Genomic DNA, 14,325 nt, shown 5'->3' with positions numbered 1-14,325 from the left:
CCCAAGGTGTTGCAGGATGCCCCAGCGCATCGCATAGGGAGGTGAGGGACAGAATGTGGGACAGGTGAGGGACGGCGCCGACCTATGGCAAATCAGCTGACAGCGATCCAGATCAAGAACGCCGGCGACGGCAAGCTCTCGGACGGCCGCGGGCTCTTCCTGCTGAAGAAGGGCCCCGCCGGCCGGTGGGTCTATCGATACCAGTTTCAGACCCGGCGCCGCGACATGGGCCTCGGCTCATACCCGGAGATGAGCCTCGCCGCCGCGCGCAAGGAACGCGATCGCTGGGCGGCCGTCGCCGCCGCTGGCCGAGACCCGATCGACACCCGCCAGGCCGAACGCGAGGCTGCTGACGTTTCCGCCCAGGCCGACGATCCGACATTTGCCGAAGCCGCCCAGCGCGTCCTCGAATCCATCAAGTCGACGCTGAAAGACGACGGCGCGGCCGGCCGGTGGATCAGCCCGCTCACGATCCACATGAACCCGAAGATCGGACGCAAGCGCATGTCGAAGATCCAGCCGCTCGACCTGGCGAACGCGCTCCGGCCGATATGGAGGACAAAGCACCCGACGGCCATCAAGGCGGTGAACCGCACCCGCATTACATTCCAGCGCTGCCGACGCATGGGGATCCCGTGCCACGAGGAAACGGTCGAGATCGCGCTGCAGCACCTTGGCGACCACGTCCATCACGCGGAGTCGATCGTCGCGACGGAATGGCAGCGGATCCCCGAAATCTACGCGCAACTCGAGGACGGCGGGACCGGCGCCAAGGCGCTGCAATGGATGATCCTGACGCTGGTCCGGAGCGGCGGCTGCCGCGGCGCCCGATTCGACGAGATCGAGGGCGACGTCTGGACGGTGCCGGCAGAACGGATGAAGGGCCGCAAGGGACGGACGAAACCCTTCCGCGTCCCGCTGTCCGACGAGGCGCTGCGGATCCGCGACCAGATGGCGGAGATGCACGAACGGCTCCTGTTCGAGGGCCAGCGACCAGGCCGGCCGATCACCGATGTGGCGATCGAGAAAGTCATGAACCGCCTGAAGGAGCCCGGCCGCCCGCACGGCTTCAGGACCAGCTTCAGAACCTGGGTGCAGGATACCGACGCGACTAGCTACGACGTGGCGGAGACCGTGCTGGCCCATACGATCGGCAACACGGTGGAAAGGTCCTACGCTCGGTCCGACCTGCTCGAGAAGCGCCGCGTCGTCATGCAGACATGGGCCGACTATGTGACCGGCGCCAGCTCGAAGGGCAACGTTGTCCCGATCAGATCACGATAGCTTTTCAGGCCACTCCGGCGGGCGGTAGCCAGCCTTCATCCATTCGAGGACGCGGGCCGCAATGGGGTTGGGCGGGCGGCTGCCATCCTCAGCCTCCCAGCGCCGCACGGTGCGCCCGTCAACGCCCAAGATCGTGGCAAGGTCGCCTTGCGTCAGGCGCAGGGCGATGCGGGCGGCTTTGAATTCAGATGGCGACATGGCCAGCTCCTATAGCGAAGGCCCCGCCGGAGCGGGGCCGTGGTTTCATTCCAGATCCAGCAGCGTGTAGGCCGCATCGAGCATTGAAGCGAGTACGGCCGAGCGGGCGGCAGTCTCGCCCGGGTCGCCTAGCCAATCCCGAGAGAGCCGGTCCAATGCCTCCAGCTTCTCGACATCCCGCTCTTCGAGCGCGGCTGCGGCTGCATTCCAGAGATCCCGTTCATAGTTGATGCCTTCCATGATCACGCCTCCTCTTTCTCGAGGACGGCGAAAATCACCGCAGCCATGCCACCAATGAACTCCGACTTGCGGAACAGAGCCTCGTCGATGTGGGAGGCGGTGGTGGCCCACTCGGGCAGGTCCTGCAACTCGTCCATGTGCGGCATCAGCTCTTGAGCCTTGGCGAGGAAGCGGGTGCGGAGAGAAGCGCTGGTCATTCGAAAGTCCTTTCAGTGGCGGGCTTCATTGCCCATGAATAGACGTTAGGGCCAATGGCCCTATAGCGCAACAGGGTATTTTCGGAAACGCCTTATTTTGTTGGCTCGAACGGCGCGGGCGGTCGATCATCGCCGATTACCAGCGGCCACCAAGGCGACATGCGCACGATGGGCTCGCCGACGCCGGTGCAGGACTCGTAGAGTTGCAGGGACCGCCAGGTATAGACGCCATCCGGAACGTACGCCGGGATATCGAGCGGGACCGAGAAGGTCACCGGGGTGCGCCGGAGCTCGGTCGGGATCCAGTCGGGCTCGAACGCGATGTCGAACATCCGCCCGTCGACGCCGCGCAGCTCGACGCGCACGATCGTGGGCTTGCCGCAGGTTTCGCCATAGGCGGTGCGCGACCCACCCAAGATGTACTCGCACTGAGGCGAGATGCAGGCGCCGTCCTGCCGGGCCACGGACTCGTCCCACTCAACCACCTTGGGAGGCGGCATGTTGCGCAGGATGAAGGCGACGTCGGAGGCGAGCGGATCGATCTTCTCGTCGATGCGCTCGAACAGGCGATCCTCGAGACCACCGAGGCCGCTGATCTGCCAGAGCCCGGGCCCGAGGAACTGCGCCCAGGCGGTGACCGCGACCGTGCAGATGACAGACAACGCGCCGATGACCTTGCCGACCGACACCGTCAGATCGGCACCGCGCCGTGCGTTTTCACCCATAGACATAGACTGCTCCTTTCCCGGCCACCCATCGGCCGATCATTCCTGCGGTGCCAGACGCTCGGCCGAGAACGAGGTCGTGAATCCGGACCCGGACAGGAAGTGCTGACAGCCCGCGATGACCCAGCGACCGGCGCTCGCGGCCGCGAACACGGGCAGCACCACCGACTCCACCGTGACCAACGCATTGCCCGGCATGCTGACCTCGAGCGCCTCGGAGGTGCGCCCAGCGCGGGCAAGCTCGCTTTCGGCCGCGGCCTGCGCCGACGCCGCGTCGATGAACACCCCGCGCAGCCGGCGCTCCGGTTCGGCGTCGCCCGCTTTGACCTCGACCTCCTCGGCCGAGACCAAGTCGCGATAGGTGGCCACGACCGCACCGACCTTCTCGCCGGCCGAGCGCCGCACCGACCATCGCGACACGTCAGCCTCGAGCAGCGGGATGGCGGGCATCGGCTTGCCCGAGGCGGTGACGCCGGATCCGCGCGGGCCCACGAACAGGCGCGCCGCCACCGGCTTTACTAGGAGGTCGAGCTCGGACCCGATGCGGGTGAGCAGCGCAATGTCCGACTCGTCGATCTGATCCAGGTGTCCGACCAGAAGGCCGGCGACCAGATCCGAGACCACCGGCTCGAGCCCCGCCTCGCCGGCGATCTTCTCGACGATTGCGCCCAGCGACAGATCCTCGTCCCAGCTCCGGCTCTTCTGGACATGGAGCGGCGCCAGCCCACCGCCGGTCGCCGTCTGCGGTTTCGCCAGGCCGCGCACCCGGATGGTCAGGGGCGGGTTCGACACCTCGCACTCGTCCGCGACGAAGACGCCGAAGTCGCGGAAGAACAGCCCGGCACCGAGGCCCACGCGGATCTCCGCCCCAGGCTCGGGCAGCGCGATCCGACCGAAGACACCGGAGCCGGCGAACTCGAGGTCGATCGCGTCGGATTCGATGCCCGAGCCCTCGTAGACCGCGATCGAGCTGAGCTGGTTGAACAGGATCCCCGACAGGGGAATGCCGTTGATGGTGACCACGGCGAGGGGCGCATACTCGGCTAGTCCCACAGCGAGACCTCACGCCGCTCCGGAGCCGACACGATCGTCGGCAACAGCACCACCGTCCCGATCGGCAGCCGTTCGGCCACGGCCGCAATGCCAGGGTTCGCCTCGAGGACCAGCTCGAGCTCGCGCCCATCTCGGCTGCCGTAGTGGCGGAACACTACGTCGTCGAGGACGTCGCCTTCAGACGACCGGTAGGAAAAGGCCGAGACCGCCATCATACCTCGCAATCCGCAGGGTGAACTCTTGCCAGCGGGCCGCGCCGCCGACGTCGAAGGTTTCGTTCGTTTCGGACATCGACTCCGCGACCCAGCTGCCGAGGACGTCACCGAGACCGCTGACCAAGGACAGCGGCCGACCGCGCGTGACCAGCGCCCGCAGCTCGTCCACCTGCGACAGCCCGCCCCGGAAGAACGGGGCCACGTAGCCGGTGAGCTCCACGCTTTCCGGCATGAACCCGGTCAGCTGCATCTGATCTGTCGTGCCGATCCGCGTCTGCCGCGCCCAGCGCGCCTCGGCCGAGCGGGTGAGCCGCTGATAAGCCGCCGTGTCGATCCTGAACTGGAACGAACCGAGCTGCATCATCACGTTCGCCATGGCCTACCTCCCCGCCAGGCCGGTGCGCGGCACCCGGTCGTAGAGAGCACCCGACGCAGCCTGGCGCTCGCGGCGCTTGAGCTCCGCGATCAGCTGCTCGACGGAGAGCCCGGCCGCGTTGATCTGGTGCGTGATGTTCTGGACGATCGAGGGCGCAGACGATGCCGACGGCGCCGGCGACGCCGGCGCTGACCTCTCCCGCGGCGCGGCCGCGGCTCGATCCGACATTTCCGCCAGATCACGCAGCTGCCGGTTGGTGGCCACGAAGCCCGAGCGCGTCTCGAACTTCAGCTCGGGCCCGTGCTCGCCCGTCAGGTGCCACCCGCGCCCGTAGGAACCGCCTCGCGCGTTCGGACGGATCCCGGCCTCTTCAGGAGTGACCTGTGTCGGGGCGACCAGCTCCATGAGGGACGTTTCCGAGCCGCCGGAGTCCAGCGTCTTGATGTTGCCCAGCGCCCGCGAGGTGCCGGTCTCGCCGCCTTGGGTCGCGCCCACCGTGGGAACGCGATCGACCACCGACCCGCCGTCTCCGATGCCCAGCGCCGCCACCGCGGCCGAGCCCTTCTCCTGAACCCATTTCAGCGCATCGATCACCGGCTGGAAGCGCGCCATCGCTTCCTCGAACTTCTCGCCCAGCCAGTCCAGCGCCGCACCGACGGACGTCTTTACGGTCTCCCAGCCGGCGACGATCGCGGAGGTGTATCCGAGGCTGTTCATGATCGGACCGATCGTCGAATCCCAAGCCCAGCGGAAGGCATCGCCGATCCCGGTCAGATAAGTGCTGAACTGCGCCCCCACCCCGGACCAGGCCTGCAGGATCCCGGCCTTCGCCCGCTCCATGTCGAGCGTGAACACGCCCACGATGAAGTCCCTGACGCCGCCGAAGGTCTGTTCGACCCCCTCCCACAACTTGCCGAACCAGGGACCGACCTTGTCCCACTTCTTGTAGATGAGGTAGGCGCCGCCGGCGATCGCCGCGATGGCCAGGCCGACGGGATTCAGCAAGGCGACAGCGCCGCCCAACCGAACGAGGTTCGCCCCCAGTAGACCGACCGACAGGATCGTCTTGCCGAAGGCCAAGCCCCCAAGGAGGACGCCGAAGTTTTCCCACCCGCCGACCAAGTCCGCCACACCTGACGCTGCCTCGAACGTGACGCCGGCCACCTCGCCGAGACCGCTGGCCAGCTCGACCAGGATGGGCAGCGCATCGCCGACGCCGGTGGCAAAGGTCTTTGCCCAGACTTCGACCTGGTCGCGGTTCTCGATCATGTAATCGGAGAATTGCGTCATCGCGTCCGACACGACCGGCATCAGCTCGGCGCCCACCGTGTTCTTCAGGCCCTGCATGACCAGCTGCACGTCGAGCAGCCGGTCCTGGAACACTTCGGCATCACGCGCCGCCTTTTCAGACAGGACGTAGCCGGTACGGCTGCCCTGCCGGGCCAGATCCCGCATGCCCTCGCTGCCGAGCCGCAGCATGTTGAGCATTTCGACACCGGACCGGCCCAGCAGGTCGTTCGCCAGGATGGTCTGCTCGGCTTGCGACTCGACACCGAGCATGGCGTCGGCGATAGCGCCCAACGCCTCCTCGGGCTCCATCTCGGACAGCGAGCTCGCGCTGAGGCCCAGACGTTCGAGCGCCTCCGCCGCGGGACCCGTGCCTTCGGCTGCTTCGCCCAAGCGCTTCTGCATGCCCTGGATCGATTTGTCGAAGGTGCCAATGTCCACGCCCGACCGCTCGGCCGCGTAGCGATACTCCTGCAGCGCGCCGATACCCATGCCGAGCCGATCGGCTGTCTTGGCGACATCATCACCGAGCGACGCGGTGGAGCTCGCCAGGCCGAAGACCGCGGCCGATGCCAGGCCGACACCGACCGCGACCCGACCGGCATCCCGGCGCAGATTGCTCGAGACGTCTCGGAACGACGCGCCGACCCGGCGCGAGGCTGCGGCCGCGCGGTTGTAGCGCTCCTGCTTGCGTTCGAGCTCCTGCAGCGTTCGGCCGAGCTCTTCGTATTCCCGATCGAGCGCCTCGACGGACCGCCCCTGGCGTCGGAGGACGTCGCGCTCGCGGTCCAGCTCCTTCTGCCGGTTGGTGACGCCCTTGATCTCGTTCCCGACGCTCTTCAGCCCGTTCTGCAGGAACGACATGCTCGAACGGACGGACCGCTCGAGCGCTGCACCGATGGTGATCGTGGATTTCAGTTTCTGCTCGCGGCTCATTTTTTCGGCAGACCTTCCAGTAGCCAGAGGAAGCGGGACACCGGCAGCCGCATCAGCTCCTCGAGGCCCCAGCCGGTGTAGCGCGCGAGCTGCAGGAGCCCGCGCCGCACCCCGTCACGGGTCAGGCCAAAAAACTGCCGTAGGCCTCCTGCAGCCGCCCGTAATGCTTCATGGACAGCGAGGAGACGGTCTCGGGATCGAGGTCGCAGAGGTTCGCAAACATCGCGACCTCGGCCCGCATCGCGGACTTTCCCTCGACCGCCAGCTGGTCCCCGACGGTCGGCTCGCGCATGGTGATCGTCTTGACCGCGGTCCCGTCGATCTTCGGCCCAGCGCCGTCGAAGGTGATCGCGATCGTTTCGCCGTCACGGACCAGGTAGTCGGGCAGCGCATCGGCTTTCGATTGTTTCGCGGCCATGATCAGATCCCGATGTTCTTGCGGTGCTCGGCGAGCTGGTCGACGCCATCGACCACGCGGATCATGTTGAGCGCGTCGATGAGGTGGATTTCGCGGCCGTTGACCACCTCGCGGTAGAAGACCAGCGACAGGTTGAAGGTCAGCGCCGGCTCGTTGCCCGGGCCCCAGGTCCCGCGCTCGAGCGAGATCATCTTGCCGGTCATGTTGTGCACGATCGGCTTCGTGGTGCCGTCGAGGCTTTCCATCGAGCCGCGGGCGGTGAGCTGGACGCCGGCGCCCTTCTTCAGCCCCCAGAGCGCCAGGACGTTGTCGTCGTAGGAGGTCAGCACACCCGAGCAGGTCAGCTTCTCCATGCCCATGTCGAGATCGACCGCGGTGTCCATGCCGCCGGCGCGAAAATCCTGGGTCGCCAGCGTGAGCGCGGGCGGCGACCATTCCTTGATCTTGCCCGCGTAGCCCCGGCCGTCGACGACCAGGTTCAGATACTTGATGATGTCCTCGGCAGCCATTACGCGAGCACCTCCTCGATATAGTCGTTGACCAGGATCGACCGGAACGTGATGTGCTCCGCCGGATACACCGGAGTGAAGTCGAAGTTGAAGTAGACCTTGCCGTCGGCGATCGCGGACGGGGTGTTCAGATCCGGATCAGCCCAGCAGCGACCACCCAGGATCGCCCCCTGCGCCTGCAGATCCCGCAGGAACCCGTTTGCGGAATCGACGACATCGTCGACGTAGGTCCGGTTGATCCCGCGATCGACCGCCCAGAGGTGGGCGCGCTGCAGCGAGGTGTTCAGCACATCGGCCGTGCGGCGCACGGACAAGAAGGCGAACTTCGCGTCGGCCGAGAGCGAGCGGTTGCCCCAGAGGCGGAAGCCGTCGTGCCGGATCGTCGTGGCGACGCCGGCCTCGTTCAGCAGGTTCGCGCGGGAGGCGCGATCGCCCAGCGTGAAGTCGACGGGGCGGGACAGACCGACGATGCCGTTAATGAACCGGTTCGACGGCGACGCCCAGAAGCCCACGTCGTTATCGGTGCGCGCGATCACACCGGCGACGCGCGCGGAAGGCGGCTGCGCGACGGTGACGCCATCGACGAACACCAGGTGCCAGGGATCGACCAGGTAGACGCGGTCCGAGCCGTAGTCCTCGGTCGCGGCGATCACGGCATCATCGGTGGTGTTGGGCCCGTCGGCGATGACCACCGCGCGCATCCGGCCGGCGATGCCCTCGAGCTCCGCGATCACGGGGTTGGCGAGATCGTCGGGACGCTGATGGGTAAAGCCCGGCGCGATCAGGATACGCGGGGCGAAGCCCACGACGCTCTCGGCGCCGGCCAGGGCATGCACCCCCTCAAAGGTCCCGTCGTTGGCATTCACGCCCCCGATCACGTTTGCCAGCGTTTCGGTCTCGTCCACGCCCTCGTCGACACGAACCACGACGACGACGGCGCCGATCTGGTCGAAGATCCCGTCGAGCGCGGCCGGCAGGGTGCCGTTGCCATCGCCGACCGTGTCCAGCTTCGCCGCTTCGGTGCGCGAGCCGGCCACGAGAACCGGCTTGTTGAGCGGGAACGCCTCGGCGTCGGCATCCGGCGCCGTGCCGACGATGCCGATCACCGACGTGTTCACGACACGGATCGGACGGGTCCCGGACTCGACTTCGAGAACCTCGACCCCATGAAGGAAACTGCCAGCCATGATCACCTCGCTATGGATTTGCAGGCAAGATCACCGGATCGACGTCCGCATTCCTCTGGCGGGTTCCCCGGGCTTCTAGCCGAAGCGCCACAAGGCGACGGCCAGGAGCATGGCCAGGCGAGCGAGCCGGCCGACACCGTCGGCTTTCAGAGCCTGATGGAACGGACCGGCCGCACTTACCCGATCCCAACCGCGCTCAAGCAGATTGTCGTGGACCGCGGCCGCTTTCAAGAACCGCGCGTCGTGCGGGTCAAATGCCCAGCGCAGCCCGCGCGGAATCGAAACGTCGAAGGTGTAGCCTTGCGGGATCGGAACAAGCAGCCCGGATCCCTCGCAGCCCAGCTCCCAGGCAAAAGCCGCGCCCACTCGGTACCGGATCGAACCGGGCAGGCGGGCAAACGCCGGATCGGCTGCGGTGTAGTCGCTCAAGTCAGGACGCCGAAGCGGCCTGCTCGGCCAGCGCCGCCATTTCGACCAGCGCCTGGGAGAGAACCGCATCAACCGCATCTTGGTCCTGCGCGGCCGCGAGCTCCTTTCGGACGCGACGCTGAGTGCCCGTCACCGTAGCGACCAGCGCCTCGAAGGCGTCGGCCTTCGCCACGATCACCGCTGCGAGCGTCGCGAGCTCTTCGCCAGACGATGCGGCCTCATGCAAGATAATCGGGTCAGGGTTGAGGGGATCGAACGACCGCGCTGCGTCAGCCTTGCGGCCCCAAGAAGCCATTTCTTCAGTGGAATACCCGTCGGTCAGCGGTGCCATGATGGCTTGCGACACGGCGGACAGCTTGGCCATAGCCGAACGACGCGATGACACCAGCTCTTCCGTCCCGGCGCGTTCGGCCAATCCGACCAAGAGCGCCTCGGCCGCAGCCGCGTCGGCCGGCCCGGACAGATAGACCGTCCCGCCGGCCACCCGATCAACTGCGGCCCCGCCCTCTTCGAGCATTGCGACGGCGGCGGAGAGGTGCGCCTTATCGACTTCGATGGAAATCATAGCTGTGGATCCTTCGGTTTAGTTGGGGTCGAGGTAAGGCAAGAGGCGAACCATATAGGCGTCGGAACCGTTGTTCAGCACGGGCGAGCCGGTCCGGTGCTCGTGATAGAATTCGATGACGTCGCCCGGCTCGGTGAGATAAGCGAACACCGTCACGGCGCAGACGTTCGAAGGTCCGACCTGCGAGCCTAGCTGGTAATGACCGATCCGCTCGCCGTTCTTGAAAACATACGCACCTTCGCCCATTTCGCCGTTCGTATTAAGTGAACAGAAGATGCCCCAGACGCCGAGCGTGTCTGGGGTGACCACCATCTGCTGACCGTTCCACAGGCCCTGCGCATTGCCTTCGACCGCGACCATGTTGTCGCAGCGCGTGACAATCGTATGAGGTATGGACTGCGACGGCTGGTCCTTGTTCGAGACCTTAAGGTTCAGCGGCAAGCCATCACCGGTCTTTCCTAGGGCAAATGCCAGGTTTTGCGGAGTGACGACTCGGCTGTTATCTTGCCCCGCTAGAACTTCCGGCTTCGAAGCTAATTCAACCGGACCAGCGGCCCCAAAATTCGCAAGCCACGGCGATGCAATGCCACCGGTCATCATATAAACCGACCCGCCCCCGACCATGATGATCTGCCCCTCCTGCAAGGGATAAATCTGCCAAGACGATCCAGACCAGACCGCGATGTTCTCGGAGAAGCCTGCCCAAAGCCCAGAAGCGCCCGAAGCGATGAGATAGGCGTCACCAGCGGTCGGTGGGATCGTGGGCGGAGACGTTCGGCGGGAAATCACCGCGCGAGCAGCACCGCGTGACAAGGTCAGCAGGAACTGCGTCCGAGCGGCGAGGGCTGCCGCCTGGACGTTCGCATGCCCCTCGCTGTTGTCGAGATCAGGCGGGCCCCCGTTGAAATCGTCCCCGTTTTGGATTTCGTGGATGTCCGCAGGCCAGAGACCCTGCTCGGCCAGTTTCACCAATTGCGTCATGCTGCCACCTCTTGCGTGATTGTGTCGCCGTAGGCCTGCCCAGTGCCGGCCACGAGATCGTCACCGTATTGCAAAGCCACACGGCGGAAGTTGACGGACACGAGCCGGCAGCGCACCGGCGCGATCCGCTGCGCCCGGGCGAACACGGCCGCGACGTCTGCGCGGCTGACCGTTTCGCCCAGCTCGATCCGATAGTCGGCCCAGGACTCCCACTGCTCTGCCGAGCCGATCGTCCCATAGGTCGCGCCGTTCCCGTAGCGCGGCCGGTCGCGATATTCGCGGATGACCGCGGCACCATAGCCCATATCGGCGAGCGCCCGACGCAGAGCCCCAAGCGTCCCCTTGCGGCGGTGGACCTCGACCGCGCCCGAAACGACCTGCCGCTTCACGGCTTCCGGCCAAGACGGGTCCCAGGTGTCGGCCGAGAACGCCCAGGCGAGAAACGGCAGGTGATCGGGCGCGGCCGTTTCAGCGCGCGAATTCATCGCTTCCGGCAAAGCGACGAGACCAATGCGCGACACGGCACCCTCGAGTGCCCGCTCGGCTTCGGTCGCACCGGAGGGCAAGAGCGATCGCGGATCAGACACCAGCGCCTCCGTCCGTCAGCTGCACGGCCGTCCATCGGGCCGACTGACCGTCTCCGACCACCACGTCGGCAGCCGGAGAGGCCAGAGCGATATTCTGAACGCCCGCCTGGTAGAGAGCCGCGATGATGCCGGCGCGCGGAACGTTACGCCCGACCAGCCGTCGAGTTTCGAGGAAGGCCAGGAGCGCAGCCTTGGCCGCGGCGATGACCACCGACGAATCCGGCCCGTCGTCGATCGTGAGCGTCGCCTCGATCGAGAAATCGACCAGGTCGACAGGCAGAACTTCAACACGGTCGGACAAAGGCCGCACATCCTCGTCGTCCAGCGCCGCATCGACGCCGGCCAACAGATCAGCGTCCGGGACGCCGTCGCCTTCTTCGGAGAGGACAAAGACCCGGACCAGGCCGGGCTCGGGATTGAGGATCTGCACGTCGCGCACCAGCGCCGATGCGGACAGAGCGAAGAACCGATAGCCGCCATAAGTCCCGGCCGTTGAAAAGCCTTCGAGCGACAGCTGGATCCGGGTGCGGAGCCGCTCGTCGTCTTCGAGCACCGCCTCGACAGGCGGAAAGGCGTCAGGATCTGCAGTCACGACCACAAGCCGCTCGACACCGAACAGCGCCCCGATGTGGTCGAGGTCGCTGCTGGTTGCGAAAGCGAGCATGGTTGCGCGGACAGCCTCGTTGATCCGTTGACGGATGAGCAGCTCGCGGTAGGCCGCGACCTCAAGGATTTTAACGGCCGGCTCGCTTTCGAGCGCGAGCGCATCCGCGAGGGACGGATCACGCGCGAGCGCCTCGGCCTTCATTTCCGACAGGATCGTCTCCACGTCGAGCAGATCGACAGCTGCAGGTGCCGGCAGCTTCGGCAGATTGATTGCAGAGAAACCGCTCACGACACCACCACCCCGTCCAGAACCAGATCGCGCTCCTCGGCCACGAGCGTCATGGTCAGCGACACGACCAGCTCGCCCAGCGCGAGCCGATCGATGCGGACCCGCTTGACCACCACCCGCGGCTCCCAAGCGGCGATCGCCTCGGCCGTCGCAGCGATGAGCTGCAGCCGGAGGCCGGCCGAATAAGGACGGTCGACCAGCTGATAGAGGCGAGACCCGTAGTCGCGCCGCAGGACCCGTGAGCCGATCGGTGTGGACAGGATATCGCGGATGGACTGCCGCAGATGCGCCATGCCACCGATCGCCCGCCCCGTTTCTGAATTCATACCGCGCATGCCGGCAAGTTGGACGCGCGCGCGGCGCCGCGCCTCTGGCGGGTTCCCCTTACGACGGCCCGCCCGTGTTCGAGCCGCCGCCGGTCACGCCGCTGTGCGTGTGGCCGGTCAGGCTGACGCCGGAGGCCACCACATCGCCGTCCACGATGATGTTGCCCTTCACGTTCATCGTGCTGAGCTCGATCGTCGCGACACCACCGACCACCGACAGATCGAGACCCGGCATCGACAGGCTGACGGCGCTGTCCCGATCGTCCGGAGCAACCCCATCGTAGGGACCGGGATAGACGATGCCGCGGGCGGTGTTGCCGCCAGGCGAGAACACGACCACCTGCGACCCCTTCACCGGCGGGACCCAGATCCGCACGTCCTTTGACCCGAGCTGCGCAAACGGCAGCCAACCGGAGACGACACCCGGCCCCAGGGAGACCTTCACGCGCGCGGCCGTCGGATCGAGCTCGACCACGGTGCCGATGATCACCATCCGCTCGACGATGCGCATCAGCTCGGAGACAGCGAGGCTCACGGCTGCGCCTCCTCGTAATCCGCCTCATGCGGGATCCCGACGCGCGGCGCGTGGGACACCAGGACCTCGGACGGCAGGAACTCCGGCGGCAGCTCGAAGGCATCGCCGAGGCGAGCCGCATGCACCCACTCAACCAGCCAGACGTCGAACCGCGCCGCGGCCGGTGCGAACTCGTCCGGTTCCACCGCGATCACCGTCGCCGCGCCCCACTTCACCCCGAACCGCTCCGCATGCACCTGGGCGGCGACGGCGCCCGCCAGCTTCAGCGTCTGCATGCGGACCGCCGGTGTGCGCCTCCCCAGGACGATCCGCGCCTGCACCCGGACCAGGCATGGGAACTGTCCGGTGAGCGGATCGCCGTCCGGATCCGGCTCGATTTCCGAGATTTGGCAGACCAGCGCCGGCACCGGCAGCTCGTCGTCTTCGGCGTCCTCGGCGATCACCACGTTCACGCCAGGGAAGCGCTCCGCGAAGCCCGCCCGGACGGCCTCGAGGGCCGCGTCCAGATCAACGTTTTCCATTTCCCACTCCGAAGATTGTGCGAGCCCGGATCTCGGACTCGAAGTTGCGGAGGAACAGCGTGTCGATATCGACGAACACCTCGTCCTCCAGGTAGATCATCATCCGGTCCGCGACCGGCATCCGCGCCTCGACGATCGGAAAGCGCCCGTCCCCGGCCCGGCGGTAGACACCGCGCTTCTTGCCGCCCGGGCGCGCGAAGAACGCACCGACCAGCGTGGTCCCGTTCATCTCGATCCCACCGGCCACCTCGCGCGGCCGACCCTTGAAGGCCGACACCGGCAGATCGTTCGCCCCATACCACAGCACGACGGACTGACCCCGGCCCTTGCGGTAGCGATACTCCTTCAGCCGCCGGCGCAGAGCCGTCGCGTTCCGCAGCCCCAGCTCGCTCTTCAGACCCTTAGACGAGAGCCGGCGGATGTTGCTGGCGGTGCGGCGAAGCGCGGCACCATAGGCCTTCTCCACCTCGCTAGGCGACGCGGCGAACTCGGTCGCAAGCCGCTCGAGCGCGTCGCCATCGAGGTCAAAACTGAGCACGATAGGCCTTGGTGGGCTTCGAGAGACGGATCCGCGCGAGGCCGCTGCCGTCGTGCTCCGGATCCGAGACGACGTCCCAAGTCTTCCCGTCGACCACGGCCACATCGCCATCGTCGACCGCGGCCGCGTCGGCCGACGGGAGCAACAGGTGCGGCTCGGTCAGATCATGCTGCAGGTCGCCCAGCGACGAGGGCCCGTTCTGCTCCTCAAAGATCGCGGAGCCCTCCCACAACACGACATCGCCGCGCCGGATGGTGACCGGCACGGCGAACTCGTCGGGCGAGAAGAACTCGCCAAGGTTTTCCCAATCGGGCGCGGGCATA

The 14,325-nt window shown here is 66.7% G+C and carries 22 protein-coding genes; 1 reads left to right on the top strand and 21 read right to left on the bottom strand.

Annotation, left to right across the window (positions count from 1 at the left end; genetic code table 11):
• The first annotated feature begins 84 nt into the window (after positions 1-84).
• Positions 85-1,284, top strand: a complete 1,200-nt coding sequence (locus EU805_RS01875; protein ID WP_129762244.1) for an integrase arm-type DNA-binding domain-containing protein — start codon at positions 85-87, stop codon at positions 1,282-1,284.
• Here the strand turns inward: EU805_RS01875 and EU805_RS01870 are convergent.
• The 21 genes from EU805_RS01870 to EU805_RS01770 all read right to left on the bottom strand — a co-directional run bounded on the left by EU805_RS01870 (position 1,276) and on the right by EU805_RS01770 (position 14,324).
• Positions 1,276-1,482: a DNA-binding transcriptional regulator gene (locus tag EU805_RS01870; RefSeq protein WP_129762243.1), complete on the bottom strand. Its 207-nt coding sequence runs from the start codon at positions 1,480-1,482 to the stop codon at positions 1,276-1,278. The genes EU805_RS01875 and EU805_RS01870 overlap by 9 nt on opposite strands.
• 45 nt (positions 1,483-1,527) lie before the next feature.
• Complete coding sequence (locus EU805_RS01865) at positions 1,528-1,722, bottom strand: hypothetical protein (RefSeq protein ID WP_129762242.1); 195 nt, start codon at positions 1,720-1,722, stop codon at positions 1,528-1,530.
• Positions 1,723-1,724: 2 nt separating this feature from the next.
• Positions 1,725-1,919: a hypothetical protein gene (locus EU805_RS01860; protein ID WP_129762241.1), complete on the bottom strand. Its 195-nt coding sequence runs from the start codon at positions 1,917-1,919 to the stop codon at positions 1,725-1,727.
• A gap of 92 nt (positions 1,920-2,011) precedes the next feature.
• A complete protein-coding gene (locus tag EU805_RS01855) occupies positions 2,012-2,650 on the bottom strand; it encodes a hypothetical protein (protein WP_129762240.1) in 639 nt (212 codons plus the stop codon).
• Between the two features lie 33 nt (positions 2,651-2,683).
• Positions 2,684-3,667, bottom strand: a complete 984-nt coding sequence (locus EU805_RS01850) for a phage late control D family protein (RefSeq protein WP_165351865.1) — start codon at positions 3,665-3,667, stop codon at positions 2,684-2,686.
• 20 nt (positions 3,668-3,687) lie between these two features.
• Positions 3,688-3,912, bottom strand: coding sequence for a tail protein X (locus EU805_RS01845; RefSeq protein WP_242494025.1), 225 nt, complete (start codon positions 3,910-3,912; stop codon positions 3,688-3,690).
• Positions 3,875-4,288 carry a phage tail protein gene (locus tag EU805_RS01840; protein ID WP_129762238.1) on the bottom strand — a complete coding sequence of 138 codons (414 nt, stop codon included), beginning with the start codon at positions 4,286-4,288 and terminating at the stop codon, positions 3,875-3,877. Before EU805_RS01840 ends, EU805_RS01845 begins: the two co-directional genes overlap by 38 nt.
• A 3-nt stretch (positions 4,289-4,291) precedes the next feature.
• The gene (locus tag EU805_RS01835; protein WP_129762237.1) at positions 4,292-6,511 is read right to left on the bottom strand and encodes a phage tail tape measure protein; all 2,220 of its coding nucleotides are present in this window, start codon (positions 6,509-6,511) and stop codon (positions 4,292-4,294) included.
• A gap of 121 nt (positions 6,512-6,632) precedes the next feature.
• Complete coding sequence (locus EU805_RS01830; RefSeq protein WP_129762236.1) at positions 6,633-6,929, bottom strand: phage tail assembly protein; 297 nt, start codon at positions 6,927-6,929, stop codon at positions 6,633-6,635.
• A 2-nt stretch (positions 6,930-6,931) separates the two neighbouring features.
• Entirely contained in the window at positions 6,932-7,438 is a 507-nt protein-coding gene (locus tag EU805_RS01825; RefSeq protein ID WP_129762235.1) for a phage major tail tube protein, read from the bottom strand.
• On the bottom strand, positions 7,438-8,556 hold the full coding sequence (locus EU805_RS01820; protein ID WP_242494024.1) for a phage tail sheath C-terminal domain-containing protein: 1,119 nt from the start codon (positions 8,554-8,556) through the stop codon (positions 7,438-7,440). The genes EU805_RS01825 and EU805_RS01820 overlap by 1 nt, the downstream gene beginning before the upstream one ends.
• 144 nt (positions 8,557-8,700) lie before the next feature.
• The gene (locus tag EU805_RS01815; RefSeq protein ID WP_242494023.1) at positions 8,701-9,054 is read right to left on the bottom strand and encodes a DUF1353 domain-containing protein; all 354 of its coding nucleotides are present in this window, start codon (positions 9,052-9,054) and stop codon (positions 8,701-8,703) included.
• Position 9,055: 1 nt separating this feature from the next.
• Positions 9,056-9,619, bottom strand: a complete 564-nt coding sequence (locus EU805_RS01810) for a hypothetical protein (RefSeq protein WP_129762232.1) — start codon at positions 9,617-9,619, stop codon at positions 9,056-9,058.
• An 18-nt stretch (positions 9,620-9,637) separates the two neighbouring features.
• A complete protein-coding gene (locus EU805_RS01805; RefSeq protein WP_129762231.1) occupies positions 9,638-10,600 on the bottom strand; it encodes a DUF2793 domain-containing protein in 963 nt (320 codons plus the stop codon).
• Entirely contained in the window at positions 10,597-11,187 is a 591-nt protein-coding gene (locus EU805_RS01800; RefSeq protein WP_165351864.1) for a phage tail protein I, read from the bottom strand. The genes EU805_RS01805 and EU805_RS01800 overlap by 4 nt, the downstream gene beginning before the upstream one ends.
• Positions 11,180-12,082, bottom strand: a complete 903-nt coding sequence (locus EU805_RS01795; RefSeq protein ID WP_129762229.1) for a baseplate J/gp47 family protein — start codon at positions 12,080-12,082, stop codon at positions 11,180-11,182. The genes EU805_RS01800 and EU805_RS01795 overlap by 8 nt, the downstream gene beginning before the upstream one ends.
• The gene (locus EU805_RS01790) at positions 12,079-12,408 is read right to left on the bottom strand and encodes a GPW/gp25 family protein (RefSeq protein WP_242494022.1); all 330 of its coding nucleotides are present in this window, start codon (positions 12,406-12,408) and stop codon (positions 12,079-12,081) included. Before EU805_RS01790 ends, EU805_RS01795 begins: the two co-directional genes overlap by 4 nt.
• A gap of 58 nt (positions 12,409-12,466) precedes the next feature.
• On the bottom strand, positions 12,467-12,943 hold the full coding sequence (locus EU805_RS01785) for a phage baseplate assembly protein V (protein WP_129762227.1): 477 nt from the start codon (positions 12,941-12,943) through the stop codon (positions 12,467-12,469).
• A complete protein-coding gene (locus tag EU805_RS01780; protein WP_129762226.1) occupies positions 12,940-13,464 on the bottom strand; it encodes a hypothetical protein in 525 nt (174 codons plus the stop codon). The genes EU805_RS01785 and EU805_RS01780 overlap by 4 nt, the downstream gene beginning before the upstream one ends.
• Positions 13,451-14,002, bottom strand: coding sequence for a phage tail protein (locus EU805_RS01775; RefSeq protein WP_129762225.1), 552 nt, complete (start codon positions 14,000-14,002; stop codon positions 13,451-13,453). Before EU805_RS01775 ends, EU805_RS01780 begins: the two co-directional genes overlap by 14 nt.
• A complete protein-coding gene (locus tag EU805_RS01770) occupies positions 13,989-14,324 on the bottom strand; it encodes a hypothetical protein (RefSeq protein ID WP_129762224.1) in 336 nt (111 codons plus the stop codon). The genes EU805_RS01775 and EU805_RS01770 overlap by 14 nt, the downstream gene beginning before the upstream one ends.
• Position 14,325: the final 1 nt, after the last annotated feature.

The sequence above is a fragment of the Salipiger sp. IMCC34102 genome (assembly GCF_004145405.1).
Taxonomy (GTDB): Bacteria; Pseudomonadota; Alphaproteobacteria; order Rhodobacterales; family Rhodobacteraceae; genus Loktanella.
Note: the sequence above shows the minus strand (reverse complement) of the source record. Positions and strands in the feature narration are given on the sequence as shown.